This window comes from Rhodococcus sp. 15-2388-1-1a, from assembly GCF_002259145.1.
GTDB lineage: Bacteria > Actinomycetota > Actinomycetes > Mycobacteriales > Mycobacteriaceae > Rhodococcoides.
The window spans coordinates 35,021-53,245 of record NZ_NPFP01000039.1 but is presented as its reverse complement, the minus strand read 5'-3'; the positions used below and the strand labels follow the sequence as shown (position 1 = coordinate 53,245).

16 protein-coding genes are annotated in these 18,225 nt (G+C 65.5%); 4 read left to right on the top strand and 12 right to left on the bottom strand.

Translation table 11 applies throughout. The features are described 5' to 3' along the window. The first annotated feature begins 27 nt into the window (after positions 1 to 27). Positions 28 to 1,260, top strand: coding sequence for an NADP-dependent isocitrate dehydrogenase (locus CH302_RS20730; protein ID WP_037190684.1), 1,233 nt, complete (start codon positions 28 to 30; stop codon positions 1,258 to 1,260). Between the two features lie 84 nt (positions 1,261 to 1,344). On the opposite strand, the gene CH302_RS20725 is transcribed toward CH302_RS20730, so the two are convergent. After that, complete coding sequence (locus CH302_RS20725) at positions 1,345 to 2,796, bottom strand: NAD-dependent succinate-semialdehyde dehydrogenase (RefSeq protein WP_037190683.1); 1,452 nt, start codon at positions 2,794 to 2,796, stop codon at positions 1,345 to 1,347. Position 2,797: 1 nt separating this feature from the next. Further along, on the bottom strand, positions 2,798 to 4,162 hold the full coding sequence (gene gabT / locus CH302_RS20720; protein ID WP_037190682.1) for a 4-aminobutyrate--2-oxoglutarate transaminase: 1,365 nt from the start codon (positions 4,160 to 4,162) through the stop codon (positions 2,798 to 2,800). Positions 4,163 to 4,292: 130 nt separating this feature from the next. On the opposite strand from gabT, the gene CH302_RS20715 reads away from it, so the two are divergent. Both CH302_RS20715 and CH302_RS20710 read left to right on the top strand, forming a co-directional pair. Continuing rightward, a complete protein-coding gene (locus tag CH302_RS20715) occupies positions 4,293 to 5,789 on the top strand; it encodes a PucR family transcriptional regulator (RefSeq protein WP_037190681.1) in 1,497 nt (498 codons plus the stop codon). 28 nt (positions 5,790 to 5,817) lie between these two features. After that, a complete protein-coding gene (locus CH302_RS20710; RefSeq protein WP_082323661.1) occupies positions 5,818 to 6,609 on the top strand; it encodes a YoaK family protein in 792 nt (263 codons plus the stop codon). Here CH302_RS20710 and CH302_RS20705 read toward each other — a convergent pair. From CH302_RS20705 to CH302_RS20695, 3 genes are read right to left on the bottom strand one after another with little or no spacing between them, the layout of a single operon-like run. Beyond that, positions 6,525 to 8,210, bottom strand: a complete 1,686-nt coding sequence (locus CH302_RS20705; protein ID WP_037190680.1) for a flavin monoamine oxidase family protein — start codon at positions 8,208 to 8,210, stop codon at positions 6,525 to 6,527. The two genes, CH302_RS20710 and CH302_RS20705, sit on opposite strands and share 85 nt — an antisense overlap. Next, positions 8,207 to 9,043 carry a carbon-nitrogen hydrolase family protein gene (locus CH302_RS20700; RefSeq protein ID WP_037190679.1) on the bottom strand — a complete coding sequence of 279 codons (837 nt, stop codon included), beginning with the start codon at positions 9,041 to 9,043 and terminating at the stop codon, positions 8,207 to 8,209. The genes CH302_RS20705 and CH302_RS20700 overlap by 4 nt, the downstream gene beginning before the upstream one ends. After that, positions 9,040 to 9,672, bottom strand: a complete 633-nt coding sequence (locus CH302_RS20695) for a helix-turn-helix domain-containing protein (protein ID WP_037190689.1) — start codon at positions 9,670 to 9,672, stop codon at positions 9,040 to 9,042. The genes CH302_RS20700 and CH302_RS20695 overlap by 4 nt, the downstream gene beginning before the upstream one ends. Before the next feature lie 115 nt (positions 9,673 to 9,787). On the opposite strand from CH302_RS20695, the gene speB reads away from it, so the two are divergent. Beyond that, complete coding sequence (gene speB, locus CH302_RS20690; protein WP_037190678.1) at positions 9,788 to 10,747, top strand: agmatinase; 960 nt, start codon at positions 9,788 to 9,790, stop codon at positions 10,745 to 10,747. Positions 10,748 to 10,757: 10 nt separating this feature from the next. Here speB and CH302_RS20685 read toward each other — a convergent pair whose 3' ends face one another. From CH302_RS20685 to CH302_RS20655, 7 genes are all read right to left on the bottom strand, one after another. After that, positions 10,758 to 11,657 (bottom strand): universal stress protein, encoded by a 900-nt coding sequence (locus tag CH302_RS20685; protein ID WP_037190677.1) that lies wholly within the window; start codon positions 11,655 to 11,657, stop codon positions 10,758 to 10,760. Further along, positions 11,654 to 13,096 (bottom strand): amino acid permease, encoded by a 1,443-nt coding sequence (locus CH302_RS20680; protein ID WP_037190687.1) that lies wholly within the window; start codon positions 13,094 to 13,096, stop codon positions 11,654 to 11,656. Before CH302_RS20680 ends, CH302_RS20685 begins: the two co-directional genes overlap by 4 nt. A 123-nt stretch (positions 13,097 to 13,219) precedes the next feature. After that, positions 13,220 to 13,855, bottom strand: coding sequence for an ABC transporter ATP-binding protein (locus CH302_RS20675; protein WP_037190676.1), 636 nt, complete (start codon positions 13,853 to 13,855; stop codon positions 13,220 to 13,222). Continuing rightward, positions 13,852 to 14,763 carry an ABC transporter ATP-binding protein gene (locus CH302_RS20670; protein ID WP_037190675.1) on the bottom strand — a complete coding sequence of 304 codons (912 nt, stop codon included), beginning with the start codon at positions 14,761 to 14,763 and terminating at the stop codon, positions 13,852 to 13,854. The genes CH302_RS20675 and CH302_RS20670 overlap by 4 nt, the downstream gene beginning before the upstream one ends. Beyond that, complete coding sequence (locus tag CH302_RS20665) at positions 14,760 to 15,578, bottom strand: ABC transporter permease (RefSeq protein WP_094650021.1); 819 nt, start codon at positions 15,576 to 15,578, stop codon at positions 14,760 to 14,762. Before CH302_RS20665 ends, CH302_RS20670 begins: the two co-directional genes overlap by 4 nt. Continuing rightward, positions 15,571 to 16,614: an ABC transporter permease gene (locus CH302_RS20660; protein ID WP_371828444.1), complete on the bottom strand. Its 1,044-nt coding sequence runs from the start codon at positions 16,612 to 16,614 to the stop codon at positions 15,571 to 15,573. Before CH302_RS20660 ends, CH302_RS20665 begins: the two co-directional genes overlap by 8 nt. Next, on the bottom strand, positions 16,569 to 18,176 hold the full coding sequence (locus CH302_RS20655; RefSeq protein WP_052047661.1) for an ABC transporter substrate-binding protein: 1,608 nt from the start codon (positions 18,174 to 18,176) through the stop codon (positions 16,569 to 16,571). Before CH302_RS20655 ends, CH302_RS20660 begins: the two co-directional genes overlap by 46 nt. Between the last annotated feature and the right edge of the window lie 49 nt (positions 18,177 to 18,225).

Genomic DNA, 18,225 nt, shown 5'->3' with positions numbered 1-18,225 from the left:
AGAGCCCGCTGAAGGGACTCAACTCTCATGCCGAAATCCAAGACCCGAGTCGAGGGCACCGTCGTCGAACTGGACGGCGACGAGATGACCCGAATCATCTGGCAGTACACCAGGGATCATCTGATCCTTCCGTATCTCGATGTGAACCTCGAGTACTACGACCTGGGCATCCGGTCTCGCGACTCCACCGATGATCAGGTCACCATCGACGCTGCACGAGCTATCGAGAAGTACGGTGTCGGCGTCAAGTGCGCCACCATCACGCCCGACGCCGACAGAGTGGAGGAGTTCGGCCTGAGACAGATGTGGCGCTCGCCCAACGGCACCATCCGGAATGTACTCGGAGGAACTATCTTTCGATCCCCCATCATAATCTCGAATGTTCCCCGACTCGTTCCTGGGTGGACCGAACCTATCGTCATCGGGCGTCATGCTTTCGGCGATCAGTACCGCGCAACCGATTTCACGGTACCCGGGCCGGGTACCGTCACCATCACCTACACCCCCGACAACGGAAGCGAATCGATACAGCACGAGTTGGTGAGGTTCACCGACGAGAGCCTCGGCGGAGTGGTGCAGGGCCAGTACAACTTCACCCAGTCCATCATCGATTTCGCGCGCGCCTCGTTGAACTACGGTTTGCAGCAGAACTATCCGGTCTACCTGTCGACGAAGAACACCATCCTGAAGGCGTACGACGGTCGATTCAAGGACGTCTTCGAGCACATCTACCGGACCGAGTTCGAGGCCGAGTTCGAGGCAGCCGGCCTGACGTACGAACACCGCCTCATCGACGACATGGTCGCGTCGGCCATGAAGTGGAAAGGTGGGTATATCTGGGCCTGCAAGAACTACGACGGTGACGTGCAATCGGACTCGGTTGCACAGGGATTCGGCTCACCGGGTTTGATGACGTCCATCCTGCTGACACCGGACGGCAGAACATGCCTGGCCGAAGCTGCCCATGGAACCGTACGACGGCACTTCCGTGAGCACGAGGCCGGCGAACCCACATCGACCAACCCGCTCGCGTCGATCTTCGCGTGGACTCGCGGCCTCGAACACCGCAGCAAGTTGGACGGAACACCCGAAGTGGGCCGGTTCGCCCGACTACTCGAACACGTCGTCGTGAGGACCGTCGAAGACGGTCGAATGACGAAGGACCTCGCCACACTGATCGGAAAAGACCAGGACTACCTGACCACCGAGCAGTTCCTCGACGCGGTCAGGTACGAACTGGACCGACAGATGGGTCGATGATCTCAGCACCCTCTCGCTCCACTCCCGGCCGAAAGTCGCGGATTCCCGCGCCCTCGGTCGCGGAGTGGAGCGATACGTGCACCGCTACCTGAGCGCGATGTACTTGGTCTCGAGGTATTCCTCGATACCCTCCGACCCGCCCTCGCGTCCGAAGCCCGATTCCTTGACACCACCGAACGGGGCTGCGGCGTCGGAGATCGCACCGCGATTGACGCCGACCATGCCGGTGTCCAGAGCCGCCGACACCCGAAGGGCGCGGTCGAGGCTCTCGGTGTAGAAGTACGCCACCAACCCGTACCTGGTGTCGTTGGCCGCGGCCACGGCCTCGTCCTCGGTGTCGAATCCGACGATCGCTGCGACCGGGCCGAAGATCTCGTCCTGCAACAGATTCGCGTCGGCCGGGATGCTGTCGAGAACCGTCGGCGCGTAGAAGAATCCGGGCCCCTCGGGTGCAGCTCCGCCGGTGCGCACCCGTGCTCCCTTCGCGACGGCGTCGTCGACGAGGGCGGTGACAGTTCGACGCTGTTTGTCGTTGATGAGCGGCCCGATGTCGGTGCCCTCGCGGTCACCCGGACCGACCGTCAGTGCCTCGATCCGCGCGGTCAGCTTCGCGGTGAATTCCTCACGCACGGAGTTCGCGACGTACAGGCGGTTGGCCGCCGTGCAGGCCTCGCCGCCGTTGCGCATCTTGGCCAGCATCGCTCCGTCGACAGCGGCGTCGATGTCTGCGTCGTCGAACACGATGAACGGAGCGTTGCCACCGAGTTCCATCGACGTCCGCAGCAGTCGATCTGCTGCGTTGCGCACCAACAGCTTTCCGACTCCGGTCGATCCGGTGAACGTGATCTTCCGCAGCCTCGGATCGTCCATCAACGGGCCGGTGACGGAGGCGGCGTCGGAGGTGGGAAGCATCGACAACACACCACTCGGCAACCCTGCGTCGGCGAACACCTGGCCGAGCAGAAGCATCGTCAGTGGGGTGTCCTCGGCCGGTTTGACGATGACGGTGCAGCCCGCCGCCAGTGCCGGGCCGATCTTGCGTGTGCCCATGGCCAGCGGAAAGTTCCACGGGGTGATCGCCAGGACCGGGCCGACCGGCGACTTGGTGACCAGGATCGAGCCGTTACCCGCAGGGGCGGGGGTGAACCGTCCACCGATTCGGACGGCTTCCTCACCGAACCAGCGTAGGAATTCGCTGCCGTACTTCACCTCACCGTGGCTCTCCGCCAACGACTTTCCCATTTCGAGCGTCATCAGCAGAGCGAAGTCGGCAGCACGCTCCTGCAGCAGGTCGAAGGCGCGCCGCAGAATCTCGGCTCGCTCACGAGCGGGCGTTGCCGCCCATCCCGGCTGCGCCTCGGCGGCACAGTCGAGCGCGGTGATGCCATCGGCCGCGGTCGCGTCGGCGACGGTGGTCAACTCCTCGCCGGTCGCCGGGTTCAGCACGGCGAATCGTGCACCCGACGCAGAGGTCGACTGCACGCCGCCGAGCCACAGATCGGTGGGCAGTGAGGAGATCAGGTCGGCAGCCGACATGTCAGTTCCCCTGTGCAACAGCGCGGAGCGCATCTTCGAGGACGGTGAGCGCCTCGCTCAGCAAGTCGTCGGAGATCACCAGTGGCGGCAGCAACCGGATGACATTGCCGTAGGTGCCGCACGTCAGCACTATCACCCCGGCCTCGAGTGCCGCCGCCGCAACGGCTTTGGTGGCCTCCGGGTTGGGCTCACGCCCACCCGGCAGGACGAGTTCGATCGCAAGCATGGCTCCGCGACCACGCACCTCACCGATGATGCCGATCTCGGTACGCAGCGCATTCAGTCGCTCGAACACGATGCGTTCGATGTCGCGGGCGCGTGCATTGAGGTCGAGTGTCTCCATCTGCTCGATGGACGCCAGTGCCGCGGCGCAGGCGACGGGGTTGCCGCCGTAGGTGCCACCGAGTCCACCGGGGTGCACGGCGTCGATCAGATCGGCACGGCCGGTGACCGCGGCCAGCGGCATACCTCCTGCGATACCCTTCGCCATGGTGATCAGATCCGGCACGATGCCCTCGTGTTCGCTCGCGAACCACGCACCGGTGCGGGTGAATCCGGCCTGCACCTCGTCTGCGATGAACACGACGCCGTTCTCGCGTGCCCAGTCCGCCAGTGCCGGGAGGAATCCTTCTGCGGGCACGATGAAGCCGCCCTCGCCCTGGATCGGCTCGATCAGGATGGCCGCGAGATTGCCCGCGCCGACCTGCTTCTCGATGACGGAGATCGCCCGGGCCGCAGCCTGGGCACCGGTCACCGCGGAACCGTCGGCGTTCAGGCCCTCCCTGAACGGATACGACATCGGCGCTCGATAGACCTCGGGAGCGAACGGCCCGAACCCACTCTTGTACGGCATCGACTTGGACGTCAGCGCCATCGTCAGATTGGTACGACCGTGGTACGCGTGGTCGAACACGACGACAGCCGACCGCCCGGTGGCGTGACGTGCGATCTTGACCGCGTTCTCGACGGCCTCGGCACCACTGTTGAACAGAACGCTGCGCTTGTCGTGATCGCCCGGCGTCAACTCGGCCAGCTTCTCGGCGACCTCGATGTAACCCTCGTACGGCGCGATCATGAAACACGTGTGGGTGAAGTGTCCGACCTGATCCTGCACTGCAGCAACGACTGCCGGGTTGGACGCACCGACTGTCGTCACGGCGATTCCGGCCCCGAGGTCGATCAGCGAATTCCCGTCGACATCGACCACGACGCCACCGTCCGCGTCGGCCACGTACACCGGCAACGTCGACGACACGCCTGCACCGACGACGGCCTTGCGGCGCTGCGCCAACGCCGCCGACTTCGGCCCGGGGAAGGCGGTGACGATCTTGCGCTCCTGCGGAAGTCGGTACTCGATCGAGGCCATGGTCGCACCTTTCGTGTGGGCTGGTCCAGCAAGTATGCGACCGGTCGACCGCCCAGGCCTGCTGCCAATTCGTCCATTCGAAGGGGAGGTTGCACTCCATTTCGTCGACCCGGGGTTTACAGTTCGACAGGTGAGCGTGCAGATGTCCTGGCTGCTGAGGCAACGACACCTTCGACTGAGTCACCGCGGAGGACCCGAACGCAGCGCCGTACCCATCACCTTCGCGCAGGCGACCGAGCTCACCGACCCCAGCCCGTGGCTGTCCGGCGGTGAGCTGATTCTGACGACCGGGCTCGGGTTCGACTCCGACGGCCCCGCGCTGTCCACCTACGTCCGCACCCTCGCCGCCGCTGGTGTCGCCTGCCTCGGTTTTGGAGTCGGACTGTCCCACAGCACAATTCCGCGACACATCCTCGAGACCGCCGAGGATGTGGGCCTTCCCGTCGTGGAGGTCCCCTACGACATTCCCTTCGCCGCCGTCATTCGCGCGGTCATGAAGAGAATCTCCGAGCAGGAGTACGAGCAGGTCGTTCGCGCGGCCTCCGTGCAGAACCGCATCACTCGGGCAGCACTGCACGGCGGCGTGAACGCGATCGTCCGTGAACTCGCCGTTGCCACGTCGACATCGGTGGCGCTGATCGGCCGGCGCACCGAGCCGTTTCATCCCGCAGACGCTTCCGACCTCGTCGAGCAGGCCCGCGAGATCGCCCGCAGCATCCGGCCGTCGTCCTCTCCCGCCACCGTGTCGGCGAGCGAACCGGGGCGCACAGTGACCCTGCATGCGGTTGCGATCACCGGTGGCGCTCCGACTTTCCTGGCCATTCGCACCACAGGGCCGATGACCGGGGTCGAGCAGATCCTGCTGGGACACGCGGTATCACTGGTGACGCTCGACCTCGAGAAGCCGGCACGTTTGCGCGCGGAGCAGTCCAGGCTCAACACCCTCGCACTCGGGTTGTTGCTCGACGGGCACCTCCCGCCCACCCACGACACGGCCCTACCGAGCTATCTCGCCGATGCTGCCGACGACGACTCCCACATCAGGGTTGCGGTGATCCGCGGACCGTCCGAACGCATCGCCGACGCAGTCGATGCCGAGTGCCGGCTCCGCGCGCGGCCGACCTACGCCCGTCGCACCGATACCGGCTGCGAACTGCTGCTGCGCGGCTCCGACGACACCCGATTCGTCGCTCACCTCGTCGAATCACTCCCTCGGTCGACGTGTGCAGGCATCAGTTCCCGGCTGCACATCTACGAGTCGCCTGCGGCGCTGCGGCAAGCCACACTCGCCTGCGCGGCGGCGGGTCCCCACGACCGGATCGTCGAATTCACCGGATCGATGCTGCTGGCCTCCGAACCGGTACAGGAGTCGTTGCGCGCCATGGCTGCAGTGACCATCGCGGTACTGGCCGAGTACGACCGCACCCATTCCGCCGATCTGGTGGGATCACTTCGGGCTTTCCTCGAGGCGAACGGGCATTGGGAAACCGCTGCGGCACACCTGTCGGTTCATCGTCACACGCTGCGAAACCGGATCACGCGGTGCGAGGAATTGCTCGCGGTGGATCTGACGTCGGCGCGGGTGCGAGCCGAATTGTTGCTCTCGCTGCTTGCCGCGACAACGTGAATATCGGCCTTCGTGTCAGGATTTCCCGATGACCACGCCTCGTCCCGAACCCCATACCGCCGTCGCCACTGCGAAGTCGGTTCGGCTCGGAGTACTGCTGGCGGCAGTCGGTGGATTCCTCGACGCGTACACCTACATCACCCGTGGCGGAGTGTTCGCCGGCGCGCAGACCGGCAACGTGGTGCTACTCGGCGTCGATGTCGCCGGCGGCCGCTGGGTCGAGGCACTGGCGTTCCTACCCCCGTTGGCGGCCTTCGTCCTGGGCGTCGCGACCGCGGAGTTCATCGCGCTGCCCGCGGTTGCGAAGATCGTGCGACGACCGGTGCGGGCAGTGCTGGTGTTCGAGATCCTCGTGGTCCTCGTCGTCGGATTTCTGCCGGCGACCGTGCCCGATGCGGTGGTCTCGGTGATCCTCGCTCACGTTGCAGGCGTGCAGGTGACCACCTTTCGCGTGCTGGTGGATTCGCCGTTCAACACCACCATGACGACAGGCAATCTCCGCAGTATGGCGATGGCTGCATTCCATCGAGTGGTCGAACACGATCTGGAGGCCGGCACCCGCACCCGACGGTTCGGCGCAGTGATCTCGGGATTCTTCGGCGGGGCGCTGCTCGGCGCAGTCGCGGTCGAGCTGTTCGGGCTACGGGCGATCTGGGTGGTTGCCGTGATGCTGACCATCGCTCTGGCACTGTTCGTGTTCGACGAGCACACACCCAGGTCGCTGGCCCCGAAAGGTCAGTCGCCCAACCGAAGCGGAGCAATCGACTCGAACACATCGCCCGGTCCCGGGTTGCCTTCTGCCGACGAACCGCCCAAGTGATGCACGACGCCCCACACCGCATTGAGCGCGGTGTGGATGGCACCCTCGGCCCAGCCCGCGGTCCACGAGATGTCGTCACCGGCGAGAAAGATTCCTCGATGCCTGGGGTCGAGCTGGTGCTGGACGAAGTGGGTGAACAGTCTTTCCTGGTAGCGGTAGTGGCCCGGCAGATTGGCTTTGAAGGCACCCATGAAATCGCGTTCGGTTTCCCAGGACAGTGTCACCGGGGTCGAGATGATGTGGCTGCGGAAGTCGACGCCGGGATAGATCTCCTCCAGTGAGCGCAGCATGATGTTCATGCGCTCGGTCGGGTCGAGGGCCAGCAGCTTGAGCGAATCGTCGGACCACGTGTAGGACAGGCAGATCAGCCCGGGCTTGCCCTCGCCCTGGTCGAGTAGGTAGGTGCCGCGACTCATTCGATCGGTCAGCGTCATGCTGACCAGGTCTCGACCGGTGACCGGATCCTTGTCCTTCCAGAACGGCCGATCGACGAGTGCGAACACTTTGGTCGACCCCATGTAGTGGGTGCGTTCGATGGCGGTCCAGTGGTCGATGGGGAACAGATCGTCGTCACATCTGATGTTGCTGAGCAACATCCAACTCTGTGCGGTCACCACGGCGGCAGCGTAGGTGCGGATGTTGCCGCGGTCGTCGTGGATCGTGGTGCCGCCGTCGGTGCGCCTGATCTCGGTGACTCGCGACATCGTGGTGCCGCCGTTCAGCGAGGCCACCGAGGTACCCGCGGGCCAGTGCGCCATGGTCGCGGGCGGGTCGGTCCACAGCCGCAACGGCAGTTGCTGTGATCCGCCGACGATTCCGCGATGGTGATCGTCCGCTGCGGTGATGACGACACGAAGGATCTCGAGAATGGAGTTGGGATAATCGGTGTCCCATCCGCCCGTTCCGAAGCCGACCTGGCCGAACAACTCTCGCATTCGGAACGACGAGAAGTGCTCGGACGCAGCGAGAAATCCGTAGAAGGTCTGATCGTCGAACTTCACGATCAGCTCGTTCCAGATTCGCTTGATCGTCTCCACGTCCCGCCTGCGGATGGCACGTTGCAGGGGAATCAGTTCGGCGTGATCCTCGAGCGTCCTGTTCCACGCCTCGGCCACCTCGGCGAAGATCGGCGGAAGGTCGTCGAGTTTCTGCGCGTAGTGACTCTCGCCCTTCAGATCGATCACCGTACTCGGGGTCACCTCGGCCAGCGGGTTCGGAAACGGCGTCGTTTCGAGCCCGACGGCGTCGAGGTAGTGGAACAGCGCGGTCGACGACGGTGGAAACCGCATCGCGCCCATCTCGGCCACCACACCCGGGTGCCCGTCGAACGGCACCGAACGCATGCGCCCGCCGATCCGATCGGACTCGTACACAACGGGTTTCAGCCCGAGTTCGAGCAGCTCGCGCGCGACGACCATACCCGCGAGACCACCCCCGATCACCGCGACCTCGGTACCGAGGGCAGCGTCGGGAACGCTGCCGAGGCCGGCCGGGTGCGCCAGGTAATCGTCGTAGGCGAACGGGAAGTCCGGACCGAACATCGTGAGCGGCTGGTCGTCCTCGGATTCGATTGCGCTGTCCGGGGTGACGGGTGTGGTCATCGGTCGGTCTCCTGCTCGGCCCGCGAGGGTCCTGTCGGGTAGAGGTCGGTTCGGCGGTCGGCCAGGTGGGTGTTGACGGCGCGTGATCGTTGGAGTTCGGCCGGATCCAGATCCACCGTCAGCAGCTGTTCGTGCGCACCGGCCCGCGCGAGGTCGGTGCCGCCCGGCGCGACGGCGCAGGTCAGTCCGCAGTAGGTCAGACTCGTCTCCGTGCCACAGCGGTTGACGTAGGTGAGGAACAGCTGGCTCTCGTACGCCCGAGTCGGGACGACGTGGGTTGCGATGATCTCGAACGGGGTCATCAGGCCGGTCGGGACGATGAGCCACTGCGTTCCGGCGTCGGCGTGCGCGCGAACGGTTTCCGGAAATTCGACGTCGTAGCAGGTGAGCAGGCCGCACCGCAGTCCACCGAAGTCGAACTGCACCAACAGTTCCGGCCCGGGAGTGAAGTGAGCGCGATCGAGTTCACCGAACAGGTGGGTCTTGCGGTAGCGCGCCACCGACCGACCGGATGCATCGACCACCTGCACCGCATTGAACACCGCCTCACCACCGAGCTTCGAGTGACTGCGTTCGGGATATCCGTAGACGATTGCGACGCGGCGAGATCGAGCAATTGCGGACACCTTCTCGAAGATCGGACCGTCGAACGGTTCGGCTCGTTCGAGCACCAGATCGCCGATGTCGTACCCGCTGACCGACATCTCCGGAGTCACCAGGATGGACGCGCCGGCCGCGGCCGCGCTCCTCGCTGCGTCGTCGAGTGCGGCGAGGTTCGCGTCGACATCGCCGGCGTTCTCCGGCCCTTGGAACAGCGACACGGTGACGGTCATTGCGGCAACTCCTGTTTCCTCGTCGGCAACTCCTCGGGCAGTGCGGGTGCCAACACCCACAGGACCTGAGCACCGCCCCTGCCTTCGGCTCGAAAACTGTGCCTGCGACGCGGCGAGAAGGTGAACGCATCTCCAGGACCGAGCAGCACCTCGTCGCCCGCGAACGTACCGTCCGCTTCGGCCTCGAAGCTCACCCGCAACTCACCCGTGATCACGTGTACGAACGTGACGTCGAGCGGGAGGCTGTACGCCTCGGCTCCACTCCCGCCGCCGGCGTCGATGCGGCTCAGCAGCACCTGCACCCGACGCTCCCCCACCGGTGTCAGCAGGTACTCGGTCATCGACTCTCCGCCGAACATGATGCGCGGCAACGACTGCGCCCGAACCACCTCGCCGGACGGGGCGTCGTCGAACAGGGAGCCGACCGGAAGCTCCAAAGCGGCACAGACCTTGACCAGCGACGCCACCGACGCATTGACCTGGTCGCGTTCGAGCTTGGACAGATACCCCTTGGTCACTCCACAGGTGTCGGCGAGTGCATCGAGAGTCAGTCGCTTCTTCTGCCGCGCCTCCTTGAGCCGCGCACCGATACGCGGCGCATCACCGACGACCGCGGTAGCTACCGACACCGCTCCACCTTTCAGGAAACACGTGTTGACAAGACCGGGCATCAGCGTAACGCTTGGCGGGCGACATGGTCGACCCCACGGTGACCGGTCACCTCGACTTCGGAAGGAATTCTCGATGAACCCGAGCAATCCCGAGCACGGACCGATCGGCCCGGTCGACGCCACGAAGGTGCCCCGGTACGCCGAGCCGACCACCTTCGCACGGCTGCCCAGGCTCGACGAGGTGTCTCGCGCCGACGTGACCATCCTCGGCGTCCCGTTCGATTCCGGAGTGAGCTACCGGCCCGGCGCACGCTTCGGCCCGGGACACATTAGGGCAGCGTCGAAACTGTTGCGGCCCTACAACCCAGCGCTGCAGGTCTCTCCCTTCGCCCGCCAACAGGTGGCGGATTTCGGTGACATCGGCGTCAATCCGTTCGACATCACCGAGGCACTGACCACGGTGCACGACGCGGTGACGGACCTGCGCGCCGACGGTTCGTCGGTTCTCACCCTCGGCGGCGACCACACCATCGCACTACCGATCCTGCGTTCGCTCGCACGCGATCACGGGCCGATCGCGGTGCTGCATTTCGACGCGCACCTCGACACGTGGGACACGTACTTCGGTGCTCCCTACACACACGGCACCCCGTTCCGACGAGCCAGCGAAGAGGGTCTGATCGATCTGGAACGCTCACAGCACATCGGCATTCGCGGCCCGCTCTACAGCGAGCAGGACCTCGAGGACGATCGTGTGCTCGGCTTCCAGGTGATTCGGTCCGACGACTACGAGGTCGACGGCGTGGCCAGCATCGTCGAACGGATGCGCCGACGTCTCGACGGCGGCCCGGTCTACGTCTCCGTCGACATCGACGTTCTCGACCCGGCACATGCGCCGGGTACCGGCACTCCCGAGGCCGGTGGCATGACGTCCCGAGAGTTGCTCAACACCCTGCGCGGACTCGTCGGCCTGAACGTGGTCGGTGCCGACATCGTCGAGGTGGCACCCGCTTACGATCACGCCGAGATCACCGGAATCGCGGCGGCACATGTTGCCTACGAGCTGTTGTCGGTGCTGGCCCTCAACCGATGACTCGCCCGCATCACCGCCGTGGCAACACCAGGATCGGCACCGGTGAGTGCCGGATGATCTTGGTCGCCCGCGACCCGAGGAACACTCGGGCTATCGGCCCCAGTGGCCCGGACGATCCGATGGCCAGCACTTCGCCGTCCTGCCAGTGAACTTCGTCGAGAGCCTCGCGCCAGCTACTTGCCATGGCCAGTTCGGTTGTCACCTGTTCGGCCGGAAGCCCTACTGCGACTGCGTCGTCCATCGCTGCGGTCAAGGCCTCGCTCAACCCGACGGCGAGTTCGGTGGCGACGTCGTCCTCGACGCGTAGGCCGACTTCGGGCGGATACATCGTCGCCCCGCGGACGACGAACGACGCGAGGCGGAGCGGAATGCCCGCGTCGCGGGCGAGTTCGGCGGTCGGGCCCACGACGCGCGAGGCCTCGCTGTCACCGGAGAACGCGCACGTGATCCGGGTCAAAGTGGCGCGTTCGCGCATCCGATAGCCGCGAGGAGCGAGCGCCACGGTCACCGGGGACGAATGCAGCAGCTTGTCTGCCGTCGACCCGACGACCACCTGCCCCAGAGCGCCGTCGCCCGAGGACCCGAGAACCAGTACCGAGGCCGAGATGCTCTCGGCCGCCTCGGTCAACGCCGTCGACACCGAGCGGTGTGCGAATCGATGGAACGACGCGGCGATGTCGGGTGCTCGATCTTCGAGGTAGTGGCGCGCTTTCGCCTCCGACTCGGCTGCGGTCGTCACAGCCCAGTCGGCGAACTCCGCATCGACCCGTGCCATCGACGGAGTCGACCACGGCTTGGGAACCACCGTCGCCACATCGATGTCGGTGCCCGACGACCGAGCGAGCTGGGCACCGAGATCGAGGGCACCGACGCTGCCTTTCCCCGGTGCGAAAGCGATCAGGACGCTCATCGTGCGCCCTGCTCTTCACCACGCAGCGTCGAGTGGTGCCGACCCCAGAAGTAGTAGAACGTCAACACCACCGCGAGCCAGAGTCCGAACCAGAACCACGTGGTCCAGTGCAGTCCGGACAGGATGTACAGGCACGCGAGGACCGACAGCACCGGAGTCACCGGGTATCCCGGAACCTTGAACGGCCGTTCGAGATCGGGCATCGAGCGGCGCAGCACGATCACTCCGATGGACACGACGATGAACGCGACGAGGGTGCCGATCGACACCAGGTCCGCCAGCTTGTCGAGCGGAATGAACGCGGCGAGGATCGAGATCACGACGGCGACGACGATCGTGTTGTTGACCGGCGTGTGCGTACGAGGACTGACCTTGGCAAAAGCTTTGGGCAACATGCCGTCCCGACCCATGGCGAACAGGATTCGAGTCTGTCCGTACATCGTCACCAGGGTCACCGAGAAGATGGAGATGACCGCACCTGCGGCCAGAATCGTTGCCGGCCAGGCTTGCCCGGTCACGTTGCGCAGGATCTCCGCCAGCCCGGCTTCCTCCTGGCCGGCGAAGTCGGTCCAGGGCTGAGTCCCCAGAGCGGCCACGGCCACGACGAGATAGAAGACGATGACGACGATCAGTGCTGCAATGATGGCTCGCGGCATGGTCTTCTGCGGATCTTTCACCTCGTCGCCCGCGGTGGACACCGCGTCGAGTCCGATGAACGAGAAGAAGATCGTGCCCGCGGCAGCCGTCACACCTGCTGCGCCCAAGGGCATGAAGTCGGAGAAATTGCCGGAGTCGAAGGCAGTGAATCCGACGATCGCAAACAGAGCCAGCACACCGAGTTTGATGACGACCATGACGGCATTGACGGCCGCCGACTCGCTCGCACCGCGAATGAGCAGAACTGCGCACAGCACGATCAGCACAACCGCAGGCAGATTCATGATGCCGGGGTCGGCGTCACCCGGCGCAGCGGACAACGCGTGCGGGATGGTGAAGCCGAAGAGGTTGTTCAACAGCTCGTTGAGGTACCCGCTCCACCCGACGGCGACGGCAGCGCTGGACACTCCGTACTCGAGCAACAGGCAGGCGGCGACGCCCATCGCGACCACCTCGCCCATCGTCACGTACGCGTAGGAATAGGTCGAGCCCGAAACCGGCACCGCCGATGCCATTTCGGCGTAACAGATGGCGGCGAGCCCGGCCGCGATACCCGCGGCCAGGAACGAGAGCACCACTGCGGGACCGGCTTCGGGAACCGCGAGCGACAGGACGAAGAAGATGCCGGTACCGATGGTGGCACCGACGCCGAACATCGTCAGTTGGAAGGTGCCGATGGTCCGTTCCAGTCCGCCACTGCTCTGCTGGTCCGGATCCACGATCGGCTTCCTACGAAGCAGTTGCGATCGCAGACTCGATGCAGGTCTGTTCGACGAGGTCATGTAGGCGACTCCCAACCTGGAGAGAAACTCTCGAATCAACCGGTTCGGCTGATTCTGCTCCCCGATCGAGTGATTCGCACACCGAACCGACTCGCACATTTCCGCGAGCACTCCAGGTCGTTCTCAGCTCAGGTGGTGCACCGACGAGCACAGTGCGTCCAACAGATCCGCGTCGTGGCTGATCACGAGGACACCGACCCCCGAATCGACGGCCTGACGCTGCAGCACCCTCGCGATCGACGCCGTCGTCGCCGCGTCGAGCATCGACGTCACCTCGTCGCAGATCAGATAGCGCGGCCGTTGGGCCAACGCCCGTGCGACACAGGCGCGCTGCAGTTGCCCATCGCTGACCTGGTGCGGCCGACGGGTCAGCAGATCGGCGGTCAGACCCACCTGCTCTGCCAGATCCGCGACATCGACGGTGCGCCCGGCGATGACCCCCGGTTGCTCGATGATCGATCGCAGGGTCATCCGTGGATCGGTCGCCTGCCGCGGAGACTGGAACAGCAACGCGATCTGTGCACGCGAGCTCGCGGGTACCGAATATCCGACGCCTCGCACGGCGGTTCCGTCGAGCAGCACCGTTCCGGTGTGGGGTTTCTGCAGCAACGCAAGCACTCTCGCGAGGGTTGTCTTTCCGCTACCGGACGGGCCGGTCAGTCCCGTGATCGTTCCCGGCTCGACAGAGACGGTGACCTCCGTCAACACATCACAGCCACCTGGGTAGCCGGCGCTCACGGCCACCGCATCGAGGCTCATCGGTGCACTCTCGTTCGGTACGACCGCGCGCCGACCGTCACCATTTCCGTGGGTCCACCGGACTGTGAAGACAGTGGACGGCGGAGGTGGTAGACGCATTCGTCGGGTAGGTCCGTCAACTCGGGCGGCGATCCCGGTAGTGGAGTCATCCCTCGGGACGGCAGCGCGCCCAGCAGGTCCCGGGTGTACTCGTGCAGCGGTTCCTCGAGCACCGACGCGGCAGGGCCCGTTTCCATGATTCGTGAGGCGTACATGACGGCGATGCGGTCGGCGACTTTCGTCCTGATCAACGACGACAGGTCGTGGGTGATCAGCAGTACGGCTGCGCCGTCGTCGGCGGCCGCCCGCAGCAGGGCGAGCACGTGGTCGGCGGCGGCGCGGTCGAGGTTCGAGGTGGGCTCGTCTGCGACGATCACCGTGGGATCCGCGGCCAGCGCTCCGGCGAGAGCGACCCGCTGCGCCATTCCGCCGGAGAGTTGATGCGGGTAGCGATCGAGGTGTGCCGGAGCAAGCCCCACCCGCTCCGCCAGCCGATCGGGCGTGGACGAGGCTCCGTGTGCGGCGATCGTTTCGTCGAGTTGCGATCGGGCGGTACGGGTGGGCGTGAGATGCGTTGCCGCGGACTGGGGAATCAGCGCGACGTCTCTGCCCCGAAACCCTGCCGCTCTCGTCACGTCGAATTCTCGCTCCGCGGTGGTGACCACGACCGACCCGCTCACGGTGGTCCCGACCGGCAACATCGCCATCACCGTCGCCGCGAGAATCGACTTGCCACAGCCCGACTCGCCGACCAGCGCGCTCACCGTCCCGGCCGGTACCTCGAGATCGACATCGGAGGCAGCGTGCACCCACCGTCGACCGATCGGAATGCGGACGGACAGGCGTCGGACGGAGAGGCCACGAGTCACAGGCGAAGCTCCGACGGCCGCGCCGGCGTCACCCGCGCCCGTAGTGCCGAGCCCAGTACGGCCACGGACAGCGTGGCGACGAGCAGGATCGCGGCGGGGAACACCAAGGTCCACCAACTCCCCAGCAGCAGTGAACTGCGGGCTTCCTCGAGCAGAGTACCCAGGCTCGGCTCGTGCGGAGGCAGGCCGAACCCCAGGAAGGACAGCGTCGATTCGTGCCATACCGCGTGGGGGAGCAACAGGACGACGGCGATCATGGCCTGGGGCAACACGGCGGGAACGAAGTGTCTAGTCGCCACGTGAAACCGACTGGCTCCGGCCACGATTGCCACGTCGACGAACGCGCGCTCGCGCAGCCGAAGGATCTCCGATCGCACGATGCGAGCCACCTGCGTCCAGTGTGTCAATGCGATCGACGCCACGATGGCGACGACGCTACCGCGAAACATCGCCACGATCACGATGCCGAGCAGCAGGTGGGGCAACGCGTTGACGGCGTCGGTGCTGCGCATGACGATTCGATCGACCCACCCACCCCACACCCCCGCGGCCAGACCGACGACGCAGCCGAGGACCGTCGCCAGTACCGCGCAGGCCACCGCGACGAGCAACGATGTGCCGATGGCCGATGCACTGCGCACGAACAGATCTCGGCCGGCCGAGTCGGTGCCGAACGGATGCTGCGCCGAAGGGCCGAGCCTCGCCGACGAGAAGTCGACGACCCGATCGTCCACCCCCGCGAAGATGGGGACGAAGATCGCGTACACGGCCAGAGCGGCGAGGGCCCCGCTCGCAATCGCCGTTCGCCTATCCATCCGCGCGCACCCGAGGGTCCAGCCGCACGACCAGTACGTCGGCGAGCAGCGAGCCGAGCACGACGGCAACGGTGGTCCCGAGAGTGAGGACGGCCAGCAACGGCATGTCCAGATCTCGCGCCGACTGCACGACGGCTCCTGCGACCCCCGGCCACCCGAATATCTCTTCCACCAGTACTGCCCCGACGACCAACTCGGGCAATCGAACTCCGACGACGTTGACGAAGGGGGCCGATGCGGCAGGCACGATGTGTCGGCGAGTGATCTGCGCGGTGGGAATGCCGCGAGCTACCGCACCGGCCACGAAGTCCTCACCTCGTGCCGAGACGAGCGACTCGCGAACCGACAGCAGCAGCCACGGAACCTGTGAGAGGGCCAGAACCGATGTAGGAAGCAGTAGATGGCGGAGCACTCCGCCGACGGTGGGATCGCTGCCACCGTCGGAGATTCCGGCCACGGGCAACCACCCGAGACCGAGCGAGAACACGGCGATCGCGGCGAGCGAGAGCACGAACGGCGGCACCCCCTGGACGGTGATGCACGCAGTGCCGACGAGGCGGTCCAACCGGCCACCGGCACGGATGCCGGCAACGATGCCGACCGTGAAGGCAATCGCAACTGCAGCCGTCAGCGCGACTCCCGCCAACAACATCGTCCACGGAATACGTTCGACGAGAACCTGACTCACCGGTTGTCCATAGGATCGCGACTGCCCGAGGTCTCCTGTGACGACACCTTGCAACCACTGCCAGTAGGCGACGAACCACGGCCGATCGAGGCCGAGGGCAGCCGTCATCGATGCCTTGTCCGCCTCTGTCGTCGTCGTGTATCGGGTTCCGAGGTAGCCGACGAGTGGATCGAACGGGGATACCGCTGCGGCGGCGAAGAGACCGAGCGAGACGACGCCGCACACCGGAATCAGCAGCATCAGTCGACGGCGAACCATCACGCCGATGCCGCGCGAGGTCGTGAAGTGCCGCTGATCGACGTTCACGAAGAGCGAGCCCACGTCTGCAACGACCACCACGGACCCCACGTGACGCCGTGGGAATGCGGCTCGAGCACCGGTCCGGACATCGTCCAGTCCGAATCCTTGGATACGTAGGTGTGATCGAGAAAGACGAGGAAGACGTATCCCGGATCGGCCACGTAGGCGCGCTGCATCTCCCGATACGCCTCCGCGCGCACCGCAGGATCGAGGCTGCGCCTGCCGGTGTCCAGGGCGGCGTCGACCGTCGGGTTCGAGTAGTCGGCCGCGTTGTCGTAGATACTTCCGACGCCCGGCGCGACGAACGACGAGTCGAGTGCGCGATAGGCCTGAGTATCGGCATCGTAGGGCTCTTCTCCACCGCCGAGCAGCGTGGAATCGACGCCGATTCTGGGGTCGATCCGGTCCCAGGACAACGCTTCGAGGGTGACCTCGACCCCCACCGCCACCGCATCGGACGCGAAGGCCTGGGCCAGATCTCGCCGTACGGTATCGGTCGAGTTGTACATCACGGTGATCTCCGCGCGCTGCCCACCACGCGCGCGAATGCCATCGGGACCGGGGATCCAGCCGCCGTCGGACAGTATCTGCCGGGCAGCGGCCGGGTCGTACTCGAACACCGCAGTCGGCTCGTAGGACTCGCCGAACACGGACGGTACGGGGGTGGCCGCCGGTCGGCCGTATCCGCCGAGGACCCCGTCGATCATCGCCTGTCGATTCACGGCGAGATTGAGGGCGAGCCGCATGTCTCGATTTCCGGTGACCGGTGAGTTCGTCGGTAACGACACACCCCGCCAATCCGCGGAGACGTTGGACGACAACGTCATGCCTTCACGTCCGTCCAGACTCTGCGACAGAAGCGGCGGCAGGTTCGTCCCGTCGATGTCGCCTGCCGCCATCCGCTGGGCTCTGGTGTTGTCGTCCGGGACGTACAGCAGGGTGAGTTTCTTCACCTCGGGCGCTCCGCCCCAGTAGTTTTCGTTGGCCTCGAATTCCGCTCGATCCGGTGACAGATCGACCAGGACGTAGGGGCCGGTTCCGACAGGAGCGCGGTTGAGTGGCGATTCGGCGGCGAGCCCGGGCTCCGCGACGGCCTCCGACGGGACGATTCCGATGAGCAACTTCGTCGGAAACGGCGCGTACGAGTACGCAAGTCGAAATTCGACGGTCGAATCGTCGACCGCGACGACGTCGTCGATCATGTCGAACGACGACCGCGCCTCCGACGCCGAAGCCGGATCCAGAATCGCCTCGTAGGTAGCGACGACGTCTGCTGCGTCGAACGTGGACCCATCGGAGAAGACCACCCCATCGCGAAGCGTCGCAGTCCATACCGTGGCATCGTCGTTGGCCGTCGGAACCTCGACTGCGAGTGCGGGTTCGAGCGGTGGCAGACCGTCGCCGCCGCCGATGCGCAACAACCCGTCGTACATTTTCGCCTCGCCGGCAGCGCCGTACCCGGCGACCGGGTTGTACCCGCCGAGTTCGTAGCCGTCGGCCAACACGAGTCCGTCCGAGGATGCGAGTCCCGATTGCGACGGTGCCGAGCACGCAGTCGAGAACAGCGCACACGAGATCGCGACGATGGCTGTCGAGCCGAGCTTGATCATCTACCTGCCTAAGTCGAACGTCGAGTCGAGCGCAACGATGCTTCCACAC